Here is a 20,335-nt window from a genome sequence, read left to right as displayed (position 1 = left end):
GTGCAAATTCGATTACGTAAACGTTTAGGCGATCTGTTGGTTGATGAACACATTATTGCGCAGCAGCAATTGGATCAAGCCCTTACTCAGCAGCGAACCACGGGGCGTAAATTGGGTGATACGCTGATTGGAATGGGTTTCCTCAGTGAACAACAACTGTTGCAATTTTTAGCTCGCCAATTAGATATACCGTTGGTCGATTTAAGTCGAATTGTGGTTGATAGTGAGGTGGTGAACCTGCTATCAGAAGTTCATGCCCGCCGTTTACGCGCTTTAGTGATCAGCCATCGTGGTGATGTGGTACGGGTGGCGATGAGTGATCCCGCCGATCTAGCGATGCAAGAAGCACTACTTAACCAGTTGCAGCAATATCAAATTGAGTTTGTGATTGCCCCCGAACGGCAATTGATCACGGCTTTTGATCGTTATTATCGCCGTACTAAAGAAATCGCTTCATTTGCCGAGCAACTTAACGCCGAGCATAAAACTCAACAGCATTATGGGTTTGCTATTGAAGATACTGATAATGATGAGATGACAGTGGTAAAGCTGATCAATTCATTATTTGAAGATGCATTGCAAGTGGGGGCATCAGATATCCATATTGAACCCGATGAAGATGTGTTGCGGATTCGACAGCGTATTGATGGCATTTTGCATGAGACCCTACTTAACGAAAATAGTGTCGCAGCAGCTTTAGTATTACGACTTAAGTTGATGAGTGGCCTTGATATATCAGAAAAGCGCTTACCTCAAGATGGACGCTTTAATGTTAAAGTTCGCGATCATTCGGTTGATATTCGTGTATCAACAATGCCAGTTCAATATGGTGAGTCGGTAGTCATGCGCTTATTGGATCAATCGGCGGGAATTCTCGATTTAGATCATGTCGGCATGCCCGCGGATCTTTTATCACGGGTTAGACGCCAATTAAAACGTCCCCATGGAATGATCTTAGTTACTGGGCCAACGGGCTCAGGTAAAACCACCACCCTATATGGGGCGCTTAATGAACTGAATAAGCCCGGTAAAAAATTAATTACCGCAGAAGATCCGGTTGAGTATCGCTTACCGCGAGTCAATCAGGTGCAGGTGAATAATAAAATAGGGTTAACTTTTTCTTCGATTCTACGGACTTTCTTACGCCAAGATCCAGATGTGATTTTGGTCGGTGAAATGCGTGATCAGGAAACGGTTGAAATTGGTTTACGTGCCGCTTTAACTGGTCATTTAGTGTTATCGACTTTGCATACCAATAATGCGATTGATAGTGCCTTACGAATGATTGATATGCAGGCGCCAGGCTATCTGGTCGCTAGTGCGGTAAGGGCTGTATTAGCGCAACGATTAGTGCGTCGAGTGTGTCGCGACTGTGCTCAAGTAGCAGTATTAGAAGCGGAGCAGCAGTTATGGTTACGAGCTCGCCATTTCGGTGATGATCATAGTGTATTTAAGCTTGGTCAAGGCTGTCAAAGTTGTAACTTTACCGGTTATAAAGGCCGAGTTGGCGTGTTTGAATTATTAGAAATCGATCAACCGATGATGGATGCTTTACGCAATAACAATGCGGTGCTATTTAGCCAAATTGCACGAGAAAGTGACGGTTATAAACCATTGGTTGAGTCGGCATTGGCACTGGCTTTAGCTGGGGTTACCAGCTTAGATGAAGTCATGATCTTAGCCGAAGGTGATTTTGATGATTGCCATATTGGGTTGCCAGTCAATGAAACTATTTAATTATCGTGGTCGTGGTGCACAGGGTAATATTCAGCGTGGTCAGTTGGAAGCATTAACCCAATCAGCGGCGGCCGATCAATTATTACGCCAAGGTATTATTCCACTAGAGATCAAACTGGCGCCTAATAACCACTCATTATTTGCTGTTAGTGGTTGGTGGCAACGGTCATTACCGATTGAAGTATTAGTTATTTTTTGTCGGCAGTTATACAGCTTAACTAAGGCGGGAGTGCCGTTATTACGCGCTTTTAAAGGCTTAGAACAAAGTGCTAGTCATCCATTATTACGCTCAACGTTAGCGGAAGTCGCAACAGAATTAACCAATGGTCATTCGTTATCTGCAGCAATGAAACAACATCCTCGAGTGTTTTCTGATTTATTTGTCTCCATGATCCATGTTGGAGAGAATACTGGTCGCTTGGATCAAACTTTATTGCAGCTTGCTAATTATTATCAGCAAGAGATGGATACTCGACGCCAGATTAAATCGGCAATGCGCTATCCAATGTTTGTCATCATTGCAATTGGACTGGCGATGGTGGTGTTGAATACTCAGGTTATTCCACAATTTGCAGGCATGTTTGCTCGGTTTGGGGTTGATTTACCGTGGCCGACCAAGGTATTGATCACCACCTCAAACGTATTTGTTCATTATTGGCCATTAATGATCGCCATTAGTGCCGCACTTTGGATGAGTGTTCGAATGTGGCGTAATACTATTGCTGGCCAACAGAGGTGGGATCTATGGCGACTGCGAGTGCCTATCGTTGGCAGTATTATCAATCGAGCTCTCATGGCACGTTTTTCGCGTACATTTGCGTTAATGGTACGTGCTGGGTTACCGCTAAATCAGGCTTTAAAAATGGCAGCCGAAGCATTAGATAATCGTTTTTTAGAGCAACGGTTGTTAGAAATGAAGCTTGGTATTGAAAGTGGTACTAGTATTGCTACGACAGCTGCAAATACGCATATTTTTACTCCGCTAGTATTGCAAATGATCGCGGTAGGTGAAGAAACGGGTCAAATAGATGATTTGTTATTAGAGGCTGCCGATTTTTATGATCGTGAAGTTGATTATGATTTAACGACCTTAACTGCTCGTATCGAGCCATTATTATTATTAGTGGTATCGGCAATGGTGCTCTTACTGGCTCTCGGTATATTCTTACCAATGTGGGGGATGTTAGATGTCGCCAATGCAGGCTAATATTTATAAATTCCAAGGTGATTACGTTATTAATTATCATTGATGGAAATATTAATTTGTTATTTACGATTATATTAACTATCTACTAGTTATTATTATTAAATACAATATTAATAATATCCTAATAAAGAATAATAATATTGTTAATTGGAATTTAATTGTTGTTTTCTTATTATATATTAATTGGTTGCAAATAATTGTTGGCAATATTTTGACTAAGTGAGAAACTATTAAGATAGTTTTTTGACAGTTTATGTTGTTAGGAATAACCATTGTCAATACGACCTAAAGGTTTTTCATTTATTGAGTTGGTTATTGTCATTGTGGTTATTGGTTTATTAATGGCAGTAGCGTTACCGCGATTTATTAATATTATTCAACAAGCAAAACAAGCCGCTATTGAAACAATTAGTGGTAATTTTGCGACGGCGGTTATTTCTGCACGGGTGCAATGGGAAGCGGATGGTCACCCACGAACACCTAACGATAATAATACGGTTAACTATGACGGCAGTATTTTTAGATTAACCTCAGCAACGACTAACAGTTCGGTATTAATTGGATATCCATTTGCATTGTTAACCAGCACGACTATGGATGTTGAACAATTAACAGCCCAAGACTGTGTTGATTTAATTGAGAACTTATTACAAATCCCACCGCCAGCAACGGCATTAATCGCCAACGTTGCAATGGGAAAATATATATTTTTCGTCACGGTTGAACGACAACACGCGCATCAACAGTGTCGATATTATCAGTTAGCATCTGCTAGCAATCATCGCTCAGGCGCTATTAATGTGACTGCCGGGCATTCATTTACTTACATACCGGCTCAAGGTCGAGTTGAAGTGAATTTACATCAGAGAAAGGACTAAGTTATGAAACGTCAAAACGGTTTTACATTAATTGAATTGGTGGTGGTGATTGTAATTCTCGGTATTTTAGCCGTAACTGCAGCACCTAAGTTTTTAAACTTGCAAGATGATGCACGTGCGTCATCACTACAAGGGTTGAAAGGCGCAATTGATGGGGCGGCAGGGATTACTTATGGTAAGGCTGCGATTCAGGGCGTTGAGTCTAAAGATACAGATACTGTAGATGATATTGCAATTGTTTATGGCTATCCAGCAGCAACATCGGCTGGTATTGGTGCTGCGATGACTGGTTTTTCTGATTGGGTCGCAATTACAAATCCTGCACCAACAGCAGGTAGTTTAGTATTAACTTACAAAGGCAATACTGATGTTGGTTGTAGTGTAACGTACACTCAAGCAACAGATACTACTGCTGCTTCAACAAAAATCGCAACAACAGGCGCTGGTTGTAAGCCTTCAACTGACGAAACACCATAACTAATAGTTAGCGCTCTGTGGAGCGCTATTTAGTGATGTTATTTTATTTGAAATAGCATCACTAAATAATCATCACAAAAGGTTAGGGCTGTGGCGCGACAACATGGATTCACCTTAATTGAATTAGTGATGGTGATTATTGTACTGGCGATTATCTCAGTTACTGCTGCCAGTCGTTATGCCAGTAAATCGAGCTTTAGTGCCCAACTTGCTCGTGATCAAGCGATAGCTATTGCGCGTCAAATTCAAATTACGGCGATGCAGCAACAACGCGGTTGTGCAACGTTAACGATTAATCAGCAGTTATTCGGTTGTGCGACTCGTCAAAACGCCACCAATTACCTTACGACCATAAATGATCAGGTCACCATTACCCCAAATTCTATTATTGTTTTTAATTTACTTGGGCAGCCATTACATGCCCACGGTGAGCCTCAATGCATGACTGGATGTGAGATTGTATTTACTGCTAATAATAACAATTACGCGAAAATGTGTATTAATCAGCAAGGTTACATTCACGCGGGGGCTTGTTTATGACCTGCTTTGGTCGTCGAACTCAGCGCGGATTTACGCTAATTGAAATGATTATTACGATTGTCATTTTTGCGGTGGCAATGCTTATTTTAAGCCGCTTTTTATTTCCGCAAATCGCATTATCAGCTCAGCCGCATTATCAAGCTCGAGCTGCAGCGTTAGCGAATGCGATGATGAGTGAAATTTTAGCGCGTAAATTTGATGCCAACAGTGATGATAATGGTGAGCAAATTCGCTGTGATGATACTCAAGATCTGCAGGGTAAAGTGATTAATAATCCATGCTCATTAAACCTAGTCGCAACCACGGATAGACAACAGTTTTCGAGCGTTGATGATTATATTGGCTGTTGGCAGGGCAAGAGTGCCCATTGTGACGGCGGTAATGGAAAGGCGTTGAGTAATGCGCTCGGTGATTCGATTGCAGCAGACTATAGCCATTTTACCGTGACGGTGGCTGTTTTTTACGATAACAATTTAACTAATACGCCTAATCCCATCGCAGTAGAAACCCCTCATAATTATAAGCGTATCAATATGGTGGTTGATAGCGGCCGATATGGGCGTTATCAATTTGCAGCTTATCGAGGTAATTATTAATGTTATCGCGGCGCTCGCAAGGATTTACATTGATCGAATTGATCATGGTGATCGTGGTGATGGCTATTCTTACCATTGGTATTGGCCGCTTTGTCAGTCTTGGTACTGAGGGCTATTTGCAAACTCGCGATCGGGAACAATTACAATCCCAAGCTCGATTTGCGGTTGAGAGAATAAGTCGCGAATTACGTGATGCGGTGCCAAATAGCCTTGAAATCACTAGTGATGGGCAATGTTTGGCGTTTAAGCCGATTCAATATAATGGTGATTATGTTAACCCAAGTCTAACGAATATCGATGTGATTACCGGTTTTATTACTCAGACAATAGCTCCGCAATTTCAATCCGAGATGATATTAGTGATTAACCCTCATAAAGCTCAGGATTTTGATGGTGTTAGTGATCAAGCTGCTAAAGTGAAAGCGATAAATAAAGGCACTGAAAGCAATCAGTGGCAATTTGAACTTGATGGTCAACATCGCTTTGGCAGTGGTTCATTGGCACAGCGTTTCTATGTTTACACTCATAGCGTTAAGTTCTGTATTGAAAGTAATAGCCTCACACGCATGACCATCAATAATTCGGGAATCGAATCACAGCCAATATTACTGGCACAATATATTGATACTAATTTGTCTGCTTTTGAGCTCGACAATGCCGCCCTTGCACGCAGCGCGTTAGTGGCTTGGCAATTAACGTTTACTCGTAATGGTGAAACTAGCCGTTATAACCATACCGTACAGGTGATGAATGCGCCGTAATTACTCTTCATCATTGGCTTCCCAAACGGGGAGCGCCTTAGTGGTGGCTATTTTTATTATTACTGTGATGTCGATGATGGCTGCTGCAATGATCAAAATTAATGCGTCGCAAGCGGTAACCACCACTCAAGAAATACTCGGTACTCGAGCATGGTTTGCCGCTCACAGCGGGATTGAAATTAGCTTAAATAAATTATTCCCGATTGGTGATCCGAATCAAATGTTAACTTGTGAAGCTATTCCTACTCAGATCCCGTTGGTGGATTTTAAGGGTTGTCGCGTAACCGTAACATGTGATGAATTTTCAGCTAACGATAATACTGTGGTTAGTGCCGACCGACGCATTAAGTTAAGTAGTACAGGACGTTGTGGTAGTGGTCAATATCAAGTGGCTCGCCAGCAACAAGTGTGGGTTAAGGGATTACAGCGATGAAATTTATAACCATGTTAAGCGGTTATGTGTTTTTTATGATGGTGAGCTTTGCCGCAGTTAGCGAACCTGTATTTGATTTTGGTCAGTATACGGTCAAGCAACAACAGGGTTGTATTGAGAACGACTGTGAAATTATTTTAGAAAAAAACTTTACTCACAAGCCACTGGTTTTTTTAATGCCAACCATTACTGAAAATGGTTTAGATGCGCCATCCTCACTAAAAATAACCACAATATATAAAAAAACGACAGGAAAATATGCATTTAAAGTTCGGCAGGTGTATCCGCTGATTAGCGATAAAATAGAACTTGAAGATGGTGATGAATTTGAACCCGACGATGATTTGGAATCAGATAAAGATTTAGAGCTATATAAAATACCAATGATGAAAATCGCTTATTTCGCCATGGAAGAAGGTGAAATAGCATTAGGTAATAAAGGTCGTATTTTAGCGGCTAAAACAGAGATTAGTCATAACCTTGATGGCAGTATTAAAAGTCTTTATAAAAATCAAACACTCAAAAAAGGCAGTGCCGATCAGTTAGTGAAAAATGGCAAACTTATTTCAATACCGTTGCCTGAACAATTTAATCATCCAGGGGCAATAGTTGAGGTTCAACCGTCTGCTTCTATTCATGATGATAACAGTCATATTGAAAAAAATTGGTTTACGCCATTAATGCTGCGTAATAACGATAGTAACAACAATAATTTTGGCGATTTTTATTTAGGGGTTGATAGCTCAGAAACTGGCGCTGTACTCAATAAAAAATTGATGGTTGGTTATCTTTTGGTTGAAGGTAGTGGTTTCCATCGTGGATTACAATTTGCATTAGGTTCTGCTGCCACCCCCAATACTTTAAAAGAAGAGTATAGCGGTAATGAGTTAGTCACTCAGCCAGTATTGGATCAATGTCAGGGATTCACGACATTAAAAAATACTAACTTTAATTTTACTGATCAGCAGAATAATCCGATTTTATTTGTCGCATCTAAAAATTCGCGTTTTGGCTCCAATGGGGGCTGGGTACGTTTGTGTCAGGTAGAGACAAATGCGGTAACTAAGCAATTGCAGGTTAGTTTTGTTAATGATGAAGATCTTAATGAGAATAAGCTCCCTGAACGTAAGCATGCTAATGAAGAAGTGGGCTTTATGGCATTTCAGCGCCGTGTTGCTGAAGAGATCTGTAATGTTTTTCCTGGACCGGTACAAACCTGGCAAGATTCAGGTGGTATTTTTGCTGGTTCTCATAAAGTAAATATTAAAGGGGCGCCGTTTGTAGGTGATCGTTATCGATTAGGTTTTGAACGTGTTAGCAGTAGTTATGCACCTAATGATTATTGTAATGGTCAGCAGTGTTTTGCTGCCGATGGGTACCCTAAACTTTACGCTCAAAAAATGTTATTGCCGACATGGCCCTCAAAGGATGATGGTGAATATTTTGATCGTAGTAAAATAACCCCCCATAAAAAAGAATATTGGTTTAAAAAATTATATTTATCTGGTGGTGATCCAGTAATATTTCCTGCGGGAACTAAGCTACATCTGCAAGATTTAGATCTTAGCCGTGGTGCAGTATTAGCTGCAGATACTGTGTTTGCAGATGACTTACAAATTTTTATTCATGGAGAAAAGGGGCCACCAAACCGACCTTCAATTACTTTAAGTAAGGGAAGTAAATTACATGCATTAATTTATTCTGAGCGTCATATCTCAATGTCTAATGGTAATAATAAAGATGAAAAAACGATTATTACGGGGGCCGTTACTGCACCTGCTATTTTAATGGCAGGCAATAAAAATAATCGTTGGACTGAAATTATTGGTCAAACGGGCTGTTTTGACGCTCAACTTGAATATCAATTAGCGATTACTCCTACCGTAGCAACATCAACCTTGTGTGAGCCACAAAAAATAGAGTTTTTAGTCTCGCAAGCTGGAGCCAGTAAGTCTGATTTTAAAGGCGATATTTCATTTAGCATTAGCTCTGCGACAGGCGGTAAATGGGCTCGTAATGTAGGGCTTAATAATGCGACCTCATTTGGTGTTGGAACCTCAACTTTTGTGCTGAAAGAGAGTGACTCAAGGAGTGTTATTTGGTTACAACCCAATGGTGCTGAAACGGTAACTGTTACGGCATCGATTGCTAATATGGTTGGTGAACAACCATCTGGAAAATACAGTTTTATTCCCGGTGGGTTTAGCGTTACACCAAATACCAATAACATTATTGCTGGTCAACCGTTTTCAGTAACAGTTAAAGCTGTTGCTTGTGCTAATAGCGAAAATATTAATGATAGCGTTATTGAACAATATTCTGGCTTAAAATCACTTCAGTTTAAAACCGAGTATTTAGCTCCTAAAATAGGACAATTTAAAGTTGGTGTTGTGAGTGATAATACTGAAGTAGAACAGTTAAATGTTGATTTTACTAACGGTGTTTCTGAAGTAATAACGATGCGTTATCGTGATGCTGGAGAGCTGGCGTTAATCGTTAATGACGCTGATTGCACTCGTGACACTTGTTCCTTAATTGAGAGTAAATCAAAACATAATAAGAGATTACTCACCAAGGCGGATCTACCTCAAGGATTGAGTGGTAAAGCTAATCTAAAATCCCGTCCTTGGACATTTGCTATGTGCCCTCAAGTGGGTGACAGTTTTACTGGTACAGCGACGAGTGGCGATGGTTTAGTCGCGGCGGGAGAAGCGTTTGTGGTGCGGGCTAAACCATTGCAATGGCAGGCGGGTGATAGCTTAAATAACCCTATTGATGTCACAAATAAAACTTACTGCCAACGACCCATTACCCCCAATTTTTTTGCCAATGGTGCGCCGATTACCACTTTAACAGCCTCGATTGCTGGTATTGATACACCAGTAAATGGCCACCGAGGTGATCTTAGTGGTACTGTAGCGCAACCAAACAGTGGATCTCATGATAAGACAGCAATGATTTTTAATAATTTGCGCTGGAGTGAGGTTGGCAGTGTGGTGTTAAAAATGACCGCTAATAGTTATCTTGGTATGACCGTTAACCCAAGTCAGCGTGCGATTGGACGTTTTTACCCCAAGCAGTTAGTTATCATTGATAGTGTAATCACCAATGCTCATACTGAATCATCACCGTTCACTTATATGGATCAAGCTTTTACCACCAATGTGACCGTTGAAGCGCAAAATGTTATTGGTGAGCCAACGTTTAATTACGGCAAATTTGCGCCCCAATTGAAAGAAACATTGCTATTAACAGCGGTTGATCTTAATCCGCAAACCAGTATAAATGATCTCAGCTTTCGATTGGATCAAGTTAATTTAGCTAATGATTGGCAGCAACAGTGGCAGCAAGCACAATTAACGATTACCAATGGTGTGCTGACATTTAAACGTTTACCTAAAAATGACACTCATGCTACCGTGAAAGTGACAACGGCAGATGGTCCGTATGAGGTTGGATTGGGCTTGTCGGTACTGCCACGTTCACAATGTTCGACATTAGGTTGTACGGATTTTATTGCTAAAACGCTACCGTTACGCGGATATAATACTTCTCAGGCGGCCTCTATTGCTCCTCTTACGGGTCAAGTCAGTAGTCGCTATGGCCGAATGGTATTACAAGATGTCAATGGTGTGTTTGATAAACCGTTAACCATGCCACTTAAAGTGCAATATTGGAATGGTAAGCAATTTATAATCAATAGTGACGATAGCCGCTCGCGATTTAATAGTCAGTGGTCATGTAAGAAAATTATCTATACCTCTAAACCGCATGATAAAGCCAGTTTAGTCGCAACCAACAATAGTGTCTCGCAAGGTCAAAATAATTCGCTACAGGTATTACCTGGCATTGGTGAAAATGAAGCCTATATAAAGCAACAATTACGGTTTTGGTTACGAATAGCCGCTCAGCCTGCGAGTAATATTGGTTGTACAGAAGATAAAATGGCAAATCAGCCATGGTTAACATTTAACTGGCGTGGTGTTGGTGATGAGGATCCATCAGGGTTGGTGACCTTTGGCAGTTACCGTGGTAACGATAGAATCATTTATCGAGCAGAAAAAGGCCTCAATCAACCCATAGAGTAAATAAATTGCGTGTCTAGGCGCGGTTTAGCGATCCATATCTTGTTTCACTTGGTTGCACTTGATACATTGAGCGCAATTTACGATTTTTTAACGCTTGCAGGAATAGCTGAAGACTATGTTTAAGAAGCTTCGTGGCATGTTTTCCAATGACTTGTCTATTGACTTGGGCACAGCCAACACCCTTATTTATGTCAAAGGACAAGGAATTGTTCTTGATGAACCCTCTGTAGTGGCTATTCGTCAAGATCGCGCGGGGGCAACCAAAAGTGTTGCCGCAGTAGGCCATGACGCCAAATTAATGCTTGGCCGTACGCCAGGTAATATTGCTGCTATCCGTCCAATGAAAGATGGCGTTATTGCCGATTTTTACGTTACAGAAAAAATGCTTCAGCACTTTATTAAACAAGTGCATGACAATAGTTTTTTACGCCCAAGCCCACGTGTATTAGTGGCAGTACCTTGCGGTTCCACCCAAGTTGAACGTCGTGCTATTCGTGAATCGGCTCAAGGTGCTGGTGCGCGTGAAGTGTATTTAATTGATGAGCCTATGGCGGCAGCAATTGGTGCGGGCATGCCTGTATCAGAAGCAACTGGCTCAATGGTGATCGATATCGGTGGTGGTACTACTGAAGTTGCGGTTATTTCATTAAATGGTGTCGTGTATTCATCATCAGTACGTATTGGTGGTGACCGTTTTGACGAAGCGATTATTAACTATGTGCGCCGTAATTACGGTAGCTTGATTGGTGAAGCAACCGCTGAACGTATTAAGCATGAAATTGGCTCGGCTTATCCGGGTGATGAAGTGCGTGAAATTGAAGTGCGTGGTCGTAACCTTGCAGAAGGTGTACCGCGTAGCTTTACATTGAACTCCAATGAAATTTTAGAAGCATTGCAAGAGCCGTTAACGGGGATTGTGTCTGCGGTTATGGTTGCACTTGAGCAATGCCCACCTGAACTAGCGTCTGATATTTCAGAGCGCGGCATGGTGCTAACGGGTGGTGGTGCATTATTGCGCGATCTTGATCGTCTACTAACGGAAGAGACTGGAATTCCAGTCGTTGTGGCTGAAGATCCATTGACGTGTGTAGCTCGTGGCGGCGGTAAAGCGCTTGAAATGATCGATATGCATGGTGGCGATCTTTTCAGCGAAGAATAATACCATCATGGGTTTTCAACTAAACAGGTTATAGCGTTATATGAAACCTATATTTGGCAGAGGTCCATCTCTGCAATTACGCCTGTTTCTTGCCATATTATTATCGGCTAGCTTAATGCTAGCCGATAGTCGTCTTGGTGCTTTTGCCAATATTCGTTATTTATTGAATTCGGCGGTAGCGCCGCTGCAATATGCTGCCAATTTACCGCGTGAAATGTTAGATGTTCTGCGGGGGCAATTTAGTTCTCACCAACGATTATTGACAGAAAATAAAGCATTAAAACGTGATTTATTAGTCATGAAAAGTAATGTGTTATTACTCGATCAATTACAGCAAGAAAATCAGCGTTTAAGAAGTTTACTCGGATCTCCATTTGTTCGTGACGAACGTAAAATGGTGGCAGAAGTCATGGCGGTTGATTCAGATCCTTATAGCTATCAAGTAATGATAAATAAAGGCCGTGTTGATGGCGTTTATGAAGGTCAGCCAGTCATTAATGACAAAGGTATCGTTGGTCAAGTTTCTTATGTCGGGGCGCATAATAGTCGGGTGTTATTATTAATCGATCCTACTAATGCGATTCCAGTACAAGTTGTTCGTAATGATATTCGTGTTATTGCCACTGGCGGTGGTCGTAATCATCAAATTTTACTGGAGCATGTACCCAGTAGTACGGATATTAAAAAAGGTGATTTATTAGTGAGTTCAGGTCTTGGTGGACGTTATCCTGAAGGTTATCCCGTTGCGCGGGTAACATCGTTCTCATTTGACAATAAACGCCCATTTGCACAAATTACCGCTAAGGCAACGGTACAATTTGATCGCTTGCGTTATCTGTTATTAGTGTGGCCAACTGATCGCGTTAAAATGAGCTCTAAGCCAGCTGTTACCGAGGCCGCTCCAGCAACGGTTGTTGAACCTTTAGTTGCGCCAGCAGTTGCACCTGTAACGACAACGACAACAGCTCCTGTGGTACCAGCTTCGAATAAGGTGAATCATGCCAACCAATAAAGCACATGGCCGAATCTGGATTTGGTTATCATTTTTATTTGCGTTAGTGTTACAAGCGGTACCGTGGCCTGGAGAACTTGAACCCTTTCGACCATCATGGGTCGTATTAGTAACTTGTTATTGGGTATTAGCATTACCCCATCGAGTTAATGTCGGTACTGCGTTAGTTGTTGGTCTATTATGGGATTTAACCTTAGGGTCAACACTTGGTGTTCGTGGGTTAATGCTGTCAGTGATTGCTTATATTATTGCACTCAACTTTCGAGTATTACGCAATTTATCGCTCTGGCAGCAGGCAATTGTAATTGCGTTATTATCATTAGCCGCTAAATTAATTGAATTCTGGGCTGAATATTTAGTCTCAAATATTAGTTTTTATCCGCAGCAATTATGGGCGGTGTTATTAAACTTTATATTATGGCCATGGTTATTTTTATTACTCCGTCGAATTCGGCGTAAATTAGCCATTCGCTAGTAACGATTAACATTATAGGGGGAAGCCAACAGGTATTCCCCCTTTGTGCTTTTGGCGCAAAAATTGCTAATTTAACAATTTATTATTTAATACAGGATAATTATGGCTGCTATTCAACTTTACCTTGCCTCTGGTTCGCCGCGTCGAATGGAGCTTTTGACCCAACTTGGTTATAACTTTGAGCGCATAGTGGTTGATGTTGAAGAGTGTCATCAAGCTCAAGAAACAGCAGCACAATATGTGCAACGTTTGTCACGTGATAAAGCGTTTGCAGGTGTAAAAGCCGCTGATAATGATATTCCAGTACTCGGTGCTGATACTATTGTTGTGGTAGATCAACAAATTCTAGAAAAACCTGTCGATTTTGAGGATGCGGCGCGTATGCTGAGGTTATTATCAGGAAGGCAGCATCAAGTGATGACCGCTGTCACCTTAGCAACACCATCACATAATCAAACCTGTTTAGTGACCACCCAAGTGTGGTTTAAAACTTTGTCCGAGAACGATATTAAAAAATACTGGCAAAGTGGTGAACCGCAAGACAAAGCCGGAAGTTATGGTATTCAAGGTCTAGGTGGCAAATTTATTACCCGTATTGATGGCAGTTATTATGCTGTGATGGGGTTACCATTAGTGGAAACCGACATCATGGTGCAAGATTTTTTAAAGTTATAAGTAGAGGCAACCATGGGCACTGAGCTGCTAATAAATGTGACGCCGAGTGAAACACGTGTCGCAATGATTGAAGGGGGTGTTTTGCAAGAGATTCACATTGAACGTGAATCGAAGCGAGGCATTGTCGGCAATATTTATAAAGGACGTGTTAGTCGTGTCTTACCGGGAATGCAGGCTGCATTTGTTGATATCGGTTTAGATAAAGCGGCGTTTTTACATGCGTCAGATATAGTTCCACACACTGAATGTGTGGCGGAAAATGAAAAAAAACAATTTAAAGTCCGTGATATCTCGGAACTCGTCCGTCAAGGGCAAGATATTGTGGTGCAAGTTGTTAAAGATCCTCTCGGTACCAAAGGCGCCCGTTTAACGACTGATATTACTCTACCATCGCGTTATTTAGTGTTTATGCCAGGGGCGAGTCATGTTGGTGTATCACAGCGAATTGCCTGTGAAAAAGAACGCGATCGACTGAAGAAAGCAGTGGCGCAGCATTGTGATCACCTTGGTGGCTTTATTATTCGTACTGCCGCTGAAGGTGCTGATCCTGATGAAGTGGCACAAGATGCAGCCTTTTTAAAACATTTATGGCGTAAAGTCATTGAGCGTCGTGCGAAATATAAGCCGCGGTCAATGTTATATGGTGAATTGGGTTTAGCGCAGCGTATTTTACGTGACTTTGTTGGTACTCAAATTAATCATATTCAGGTCGATTCACGCGTGGCGTTTGATAAGCTCAAAGAATTTACCGATGAATTCGTGCCTGAAGTTACCGAAAATATTGAATATTATTCTGGTGATCAGCCTATTTTTGATCTTTATGATACCGAAGCTGAAATTCAGCGTTCACTTGATCGTAAAGTCGAGATGAAATCTGGTGGCTATTTAATTATTGATCAAACTGAAGCCATGACCACTATTGATATTAATACTGGTGCTTTTGTTGGTCGTCGTAATTTAGATGAGACAATTTTCAATACTAATATTGAAGCCACTAAAGCGATTGCACGCCAATTACGCCTACGTAATCTTGGTGGCATTATTATCATCGACTTTATTGATATGGCATTAGAAGAGCACCAACGCCGTGTACTACAGGCTTTAGAACAAGCACTGTCGTTTGATCGAGTGAAAACCAATATCAATGGTTTTACTCAGTTGGGCTTGGTTGAAATGACGCGTAAGCGTACCCGTGAGAGTATTGAGCATGTGTTATGTAATACCTGTCCATCTTGCGAAGGCCGCGGTACGGTAAAAACAGTTGAGAGTGTGTGTTACGAAATTCTACGTGAAATTACTCGCGTTAATCGTGCTTATGATGCTGAGCGGTTTGTGGTTTATGTATCGTCAGCTGTCGGTGATGCGTTAGCGGGTGATGAATATCATGCGTTAGCCGAGCTAGAAGTGTTTATCGGTAAACAAGTGAAAATCAAACCAGAGCCTCTTTATACGCAAGAGCAGTTTGATGTGGTAATGATGTAATGTACTCAGTGAGGAAGTAACAGTGCCCAAGATACTCGTACGCCTTGTACGCGGTGGTTTATGGTTGATAGTGATTATATCGTTACTATTAGCGTCGTTAATCACCGGCTTAAGGTTACTGCTTCCTCACCTCAATGATTACCGTCAGCCGATAGCACAATGGGTGTCTCAGCAGGCGGATATTTCTTTAAAATTGACGCATATCGAAGGGCGTTGGCAAGCGGCAGGCCCGGCTTTAACCTTAACGGGTATTACGCTTTCCGCTCCAAATCAGTCGCAACCGTTGGCTAAAATTGGCCAGGTTGGATTTTATTTTGATATTTGGCATTCCGCGCTGCATTTACGGCCCATTTTCAAACAAGTCACTATTCGTCAGGTCGATCTTGATCTGACAAAAATAAAACCATCTTCATCATCGTCTAATGGGGCTGATGTCAATGTCGCTCAACATTTAGAGCAATTATTTTTTACGCGTTTAGGTCAATTTAAACTGCTTGATTCGTCAGTATCTTTTATTGCGCCATCCGGCAATCAGCAGCAACTTAATATTAAGCAGCTTGATTGGGCGAACGTTGAAGGGCGTCATTTAGCACAAGGCAGTATTAATTTTACCAATACTGATTTGGGACAATTAGCGGTTAAAGCTGATATTTATGAACAAGGAGGACTTAACAGTTTATCCGGTTCGGTGTATATCAAAGGTGAACACGTTTCGGTAACGCCGTGGTTGAATAAACAACTCGCTGGGGTAGCAAATATTACCCATAGTGAAATTGGTGTTGAGGCGTGGTTAACCTTAAAACAGGGCCAGATAGAGAGTAGCAAAGCGAAGATCAATAACAGTATTATTGATTGGCAGGCCGGTAAGCAACAGCATCAAATTAATATTAAACATGGGCTGGTTTCATTAAGGCCAATTCGATTAGCTGATGGCTCAAAAACGTGGCGGATTGATACTGAAAAATTTTCTATTTATACCGATGATGTCGAGTGGCCAACATTTGATATTGCTGGACAATTAGCTTTTAGTGATCACGACCAATTAAAACAATGGAAACTCGCTTTAAGTAATATTGCCTTACAGCGATTATTACCATTAATTAATTTTTTACCCTCGACGAATCACATCGTTAATGCGGTGCAACACCTCCAACCGAGTGGATTATTGACTCAGATTCGGGTTGCTGGTGAACATAATAAGGTGCCACGTTTTTCATTTAAGGTGCAGCAATTAAGTGTTAAACCATGGCAATGGGTACCGGGACTCAATCATTTAAATGCGACTATTGCAGGTGATGGTCAGCAAGGCAAAATTACCCTTAATGTTGCAGCTGACAGCTTTGCCTATGAACGGGTGTTTGCCAAACCATTAAAGATTAACCAAGCTCAAATACATGCTTATTGGCATCGAGATGCTAAAAGTACCACGTTATGGAGTGATCAACTTGCAGTGGCAACGCCTGATTTAACTTTTGCGGGACAAGCAAGAGTGGATATTGCTAATAATGCTGCACCATGGTTATCGTTATACGGCGAAGCGAATGTGGTTGATGCGGGGCAAACTTGGCGTTATTTACCACGACCAGCATTAGGTGATGCGCTCACTGATTATTTATCGAGGGCGATTAAAGGTGGTCAAGTAAAGTCTGCGCGTATTTTGTGGTACGGCGCTTTAAATAATTTCCCTTATCATCACCATGATGGTGTTTTTCAAGCATTTGTGCCGTTAACCAAAGCCAAGTTTAGTTTTGATCCTAGCTGGCCATTATTGCGTGACCTTCAGCTCGATTTATTGTTTGAAAATGACAAGATGTACATTGATTCCAATCACGTTAAAACAATGGCAGCACAAAGCTCCAAAGTGATTGGTGAGGCTGATTTAACCCCTAATGGTCATTTGAAATTGGCAATAGATCTTGCTGCGACAGGACCGCAAGTTCGCCAATATATGCTTAATAGCCCATTAGCAAATTCTGTCGGTAGTGCTTTGACGACAATTGATGTGACAGGGCCTGTCACAGCAAAGCTTAATTTAGATATTCCATTTAATGGCACCGCGGTTGATGCGAGTGGTCGAGTCTATTTCAAGCATAATCCAATTACACTTACCACACCGCATTTAGCGATAGATAATGTTAGTGGTAGTTTACGTTTTACGAATAGTGCGATTAAAGCACAAGGACTGACAGGGCTATTATATCAGCAACCAATTCGGTTTGGCTTTAATGGCGATAATAGTCATCAAGCGGCGGATTATAAGGTCAATGTTAATATTGGCGGCCGATGGCAACTGGCTAAGTTGAGAGATTATTTGCCAGCCGTCGTCTTAAATAATGTTAGCGGTAGTAGTGATTGGCGAGCTCAGGTCGGGGTTAATATTAAACCTAAGGGGGTTAATTATAACGTTGGTGTCACGATCCCTTTAAATGATGTTAGTTCTAAATTACCGTATCCACTCCAGCAACCTCAAGACACTGCTGCAGCGCTGACGGTGCGTGTTAATGGTGACAAATCCCGCTTGTATGCTCAGGCTTTATTGCCTGATGTTAGCTATCAAGCACAACTGTCGTTATTGACAAAAGTGCCTAAAATTACTGCCAGTAACCTTAGTATAGGTAAAAAACGCTTATTAACTCAGCCATTACAAGGCCAGTTAGTGCGGATTAATAGTCGGCAATTTAATGCTGACCAATGGCTTGCGGTGGTAAAGCAACTAACGGATAAAAACGCCAAACTATCATCAGTGACAACAGCCAACACTGCGGCATTTTCGTTGCCATTACCTACACGAGTGATGGCAAATATTGGTCAATTAACGTTAGGTGGTCTTAATTGGCACCAAGTTGATACCGTTGCAACGCGTGGTCAGGGGTGGTCGATAAAATTGGCATCACGTGAAGCGAATGGTTATATTTCATGGGTCAAGAATCGACCATTAAATGTCATTTTAAAATCGCTACACCTTAATTTACCACAATTAAATCAGCAGCCACCTGCTGCATTATTAACGCCAATATTAGCCACAAAACTGCCATCAACGTTGGTTACCGCTAACGATCGCCGCATTATGGCTGCAATACCGAAAATAGATTTGTCGATTGCAGATGCATGGTTACAAGGCTATCGCTTGGGGGCGGTAACGGCAAAGTTAACAAAGACCAACAATAGCTTGCAGTTGCAGCAGTTTAATATTAAATCTGGTAATGTGAAATTAAATGCATCTGGTGACTGGAGTATAGGTCAGCGGCATAATCAGACTAAACTCGATGTCGTTATTAGTGGCAGTAATAGCACTGATTTACTTGATAGGTTTGGGATTTCAGGTGGAGTACAGAATGCACCGTTTAATACTCATGTCATAGTTAATTGGCAAGGTACTCCTTGGGGCATAGATCGCAGTACATTAAATGGCACCGTGGCCACTGATATCGGTAAAGGTCTCGTTAGTGGTGTTGGTGGTGCAGGGCGATTACTGGGCTTATTTAGTCTTGATTCGATTATACGAAAAATGAAGCTCGATTTTTCTGGGGTATTTGATAACGGCTTAGCCTTTAATTATATTCGCGGTAACGGCATTATCAAAGACGGTATTTTTGATAGCGACAATATTAAGATGCAAGCGTTAGCGGGTGATATGTACATTAACGGTAAAGTTAATCTGATTGATGAAAAAGTGAATGCTAACGTTAAATTTATTCCTGATTTTACCTCAGGATTACCGGTAATGACGGCATTTGCAGTTGCACCGCAAGTTGCATTGTATGTGTTCGCGATCTCAACCGTATTATCGCCGGTGTTAGACGTTATTACCCAAGTTAATTATCAAGTTACGGGACCGATAGCTTCACCAAAAGTGGTCGAACGATCACGTTTAGAGGGTGAATACAAAATACCAGAGAGCAGTAATCTTTAATGTTGAAGCTGTTACTTTTGCAGTGATAGTCGATGAATCTGATTCATTTCAGTTATAGTTCAGGAGATAGCCATGACAAAGATTGGTGTAGTACAAATGAACTCAGGCACAGATCCTGAGCGTAACCTGAGCCAATTAAAGAAGTTTATGCAAGGGTTGCAGCTACAGGGGGCTAAATTAGTAGTTACCCCTGAAAATACTGTTGTTTTTGGCAGTAAAGCCGATTATCAACGCTGGGCTGAGCCACTGGGCAACGGCCCATTGCAGCAACAACTATCTCAGTATTCACAACAGTTAGGGATTTGGCTATTGATTGGTTCGATGCCAATTTTACAAGCTGACGGCAGCATCACGACGACTGCGGTGTTATTTGATGATCAGGGTAAGATCCAAGCTCATTATAATAAAATGCATATGTTTGATGTTAATGTTGCCGATAAACATCAGAGTTACCGAGAATCTGATACTTTTAAAGCGGGTGACGACATTAAAGTGATCGATACTCCTTTTGGTAAACTAGGATTATCTATTTGTTATGATATTCGTTTCCCTCAACTTTACAGTGAATTACGTCAGCAAGGTGCTGATATTATAGTTATTCCGGCAGCATTCACTAAGTTGACGGGACGAGCCCACTGGGAAGTGTTAGTGCGAGCGCGAGCAATTGAAACTCAGTGTTGGGTTGTCGCGGCAGCGCAGTGGGGCGAGCATAATGAAACGCGAGAAACATGGGGTCATTCAATGATTGTTGATCCATGGGGACAAGTGGTTGCTTGCCAACAACAAGGAACGGGTGTTCTGACAGCGAATGTTGATTTACAATTAGCTAATAAGATTCGCACAAATATGCCAGTGGCTGATCATGCCCGCTTGGTGCTCAGTCATATTCAATAATTAAGAGC

The 20,335-nt window shown here is 41.5% G+C and carries 16 protein-coding genes; all 16 read left to right on the top strand.

All coding sequences use genetic code 11. The features are described 5' to 3' along the window. Positions 1–1,737, top strand: coding sequence for a GspE/PulE family protein (locus C0W29_RS09480; RefSeq protein ID WP_045044949.1), 1,737 nt, complete (start codon positions 1–3; stop codon positions 1,735–1,737). Beyond that, positions 1,724–2,944, top strand: coding sequence for a type II secretion system F family protein (locus C0W29_RS09475; RefSeq protein WP_045042534.1), 1,221 nt, complete (start codon positions 1,724–1,726; stop codon positions 2,942–2,944). Before C0W29_RS09480 ends, C0W29_RS09475 begins: the two co-directional genes overlap by 14 nt. Before the next feature lie 272 nt (positions 2,945–3,216). Then, positions 3,217–3,822: a prepilin-type N-terminal cleavage/methylation domain-containing protein gene (locus tag C0W29_RS09470; protein WP_045042535.1), complete on the top strand. Its 606-nt coding sequence runs from the start codon at positions 3,217–3,219 to the stop codon at positions 3,820–3,822. Between the two features lie 3 nt (positions 3,823–3,825). Continuing rightward, a complete protein-coding gene (locus tag C0W29_RS09465; RefSeq protein WP_045044948.1) occupies positions 3,826–4,299 on the top strand; it encodes a type II secretion system protein in 474 nt (157 codons plus the stop codon). A gap of 90 nt (positions 4,300–4,389) precedes the next feature. Further along, positions 4,390–4,839 carry a prepilin-type N-terminal cleavage/methylation domain-containing protein gene (locus C0W29_RS09460; RefSeq protein ID WP_045044947.1) on the top strand — a complete coding sequence of 150 codons (450 nt, stop codon included), beginning with the start codon at positions 4,390–4,392 and terminating at the stop codon, positions 4,837–4,839. After that, positions 4,836–5,435: a type IV pilus modification PilV family protein gene (locus C0W29_RS09455; RefSeq protein ID WP_045044946.1), complete on the top strand. Its 600-nt coding sequence runs from the start codon at positions 4,836–4,838 to the stop codon at positions 5,433–5,435. Before C0W29_RS09460 ends, C0W29_RS09455 begins: the two co-directional genes overlap by 4 nt. Continuing rightward, a complete protein-coding gene (locus C0W29_RS09450; protein ID WP_052671621.1) occupies positions 5,435–6,196 on the top strand; it encodes a PilW family protein in 762 nt (253 codons plus the stop codon). Before C0W29_RS09455 ends, C0W29_RS09450 begins: the two co-directional genes overlap by 1 nt. Continuing rightward, on the top strand, positions 6,186–6,629 hold the full coding sequence (locus tag C0W29_RS09445; protein ID WP_045042539.1) for a pilus assembly PilX N-terminal domain-containing protein: 444 nt from the start codon (positions 6,186–6,188) through the stop codon (positions 6,627–6,629). Before C0W29_RS09450 ends, C0W29_RS09445 begins: the two co-directional genes overlap by 11 nt. Beyond that, on the top strand, positions 6,626–10,717 hold the full coding sequence (locus C0W29_RS09440) for a DUF6701 domain-containing protein (RefSeq protein WP_107174189.1): 4,092 nt from the start codon (positions 6,626–6,628) through the stop codon (positions 10,715–10,717). Before C0W29_RS09445 ends, C0W29_RS09440 begins: the two co-directional genes overlap by 4 nt. Positions 10,718–10,832: 115 nt before the next feature. Further along, the gene (mreB, locus tag C0W29_RS09435; protein WP_036793121.1) at positions 10,833–11,876 is read left to right on the top strand and encodes a rod shape-determining protein MreB; all 1,044 of its coding nucleotides are present in this window, start codon (positions 10,833–10,835) and stop codon (positions 11,874–11,876) included. 40 nt (positions 11,877–11,916) lie between these two features. Continuing rightward, positions 11,917–12,888 carry a rod shape-determining protein MreC gene (gene mreC, locus C0W29_RS09430; protein ID WP_045044944.1) on the top strand — a complete coding sequence of 324 codons (972 nt, stop codon included), beginning with the start codon at positions 11,917–11,919 and terminating at the stop codon, positions 12,886–12,888. Further along, on the top strand, positions 12,875–13,363 hold the full coding sequence (gene mreD, locus C0W29_RS09425) for a rod shape-determining protein MreD (RefSeq protein WP_036793125.1): 489 nt from the start codon (positions 12,875–12,877) through the stop codon (positions 13,361–13,363). Before mreC ends, mreD begins: the two co-directional genes overlap by 14 nt. A 102-nt stretch (positions 13,364–13,465) precedes the next feature. Then, entirely contained in the window at positions 13,466–14,038 is a 573-nt protein-coding gene (locus C0W29_RS09420; protein ID WP_045044943.1) for a Maf family protein, read from the top strand. Positions 14,039–14,050: 12 nt separating this feature from the next. Beyond that, positions 14,051–15,520, top strand: a complete 1,470-nt coding sequence (gene rng / locus C0W29_RS09415; protein ID WP_036793130.1) for a ribonuclease G — start codon at positions 14,051–14,053, stop codon at positions 15,518–15,520. 22 nt (positions 15,521–15,542) lie between these two features. Further along, the gene (locus C0W29_RS09410) at positions 15,543–19,433 is read left to right on the top strand and encodes a YhdP family protein (protein WP_045044942.1); all 3,891 of its coding nucleotides are present in this window, start codon (positions 15,543–15,545) and stop codon (positions 19,431–19,433) included. Positions 19,434–19,505: 72 nt separating this feature from the next. Continuing rightward, a complete protein-coding gene (locus C0W29_RS09405; protein WP_045042545.1) occupies positions 19,506–20,327 on the top strand; it encodes a carbon-nitrogen hydrolase family protein in 822 nt (273 codons plus the stop codon). The last annotated feature ends 8 nt before the right edge of the window (positions 20,328–20,335 follow it).

The sequence above is a fragment of the Photobacterium kishitanii genome (assembly GCF_003026355.1).
Classification (GTDB): Bacteria; Pseudomonadota; Gammaproteobacteria; order Enterobacterales; family Vibrionaceae; genus Photobacterium; species Photobacterium kishitanii.
This window is presented reverse-complemented; position numbering and strand designations above follow the sequence as displayed.

Bases quoted from the DNA above. Each gene is read 5' to 3' on its own strand.
- C0W29_RS09475 (WP_045042534.1), top strand. From the start codon at position 1,724: ATGAAACTATTTAATTATCGTGGTCGTGGTGCACAGGGTAATATTCAG.
- C0W29_RS09465 (WP_045044948.1), top strand. From the start codon at position 3,826: ATGAAACGTCAAAACGGTTTTACATTAATTGAATTGGTGGTGGTGATT.
- C0W29_RS09455 (WP_045044946.1), top strand. From the start codon at position 4,836: ATGACCTGCTTTGGTCGTCGAACTCAGCGCGGATTTACGCTAATTGAA.
- C0W29_RS09450 (WP_052671621.1), top strand. From the start codon at position 5,435: ATGTTATCGCGGCGCTCGCAAGGATTTACATTGATCGAATTGATCATG.
- C0W29_RS09445 (WP_045042539.1), top strand. From the start codon at position 6,186: ATGCGCCGTAATTACTCTTCATCATTGGCTTCCCAAACGGGGAGCGCC.
- C0W29_RS09440 (WP_107174189.1), top strand. From the start codon at position 6,626: ATGAAATTTATAACCATGTTAAGCGGTTATGTGTTTTTTATGATGGTG.
- mreB (WP_036793121.1), top strand. From the start codon at position 10,833: ATGTTTAAGAAGCTTCGTGGCATGTTTTCCAATGACTTGTCTATTGAC.
- mreC (WP_045044944.1), top strand. From the start codon at position 11,917: ATGAAACCTATATTTGGCAGAGGTCCATCTCTGCAATTACGCCTGTTT.
- mreD (WP_036793125.1), top strand. From the start codon at position 12,875: ATGCCAACCAATAAAGCACATGGCCGAATCTGGATTTGGTTATCATTT.
- C0W29_RS09420 (WP_045044943.1), top strand. From the start codon at position 13,466: ATGGCTGCTATTCAACTTTACCTTGCCTCTGGTTCGCCGCGTCGAATG.
- rng (WP_036793130.1), top strand. From the start codon at position 14,051: ATGGGCACTGAGCTGCTAATAAATGTGACGCCGAGTGAAACACGTGTC.
- C0W29_RS09405 (WP_045042545.1), top strand. From the start codon at position 19,506: ATGACAAAGATTGGTGTAGTACAAATGAACTCAGGCACAGATCCTGAG.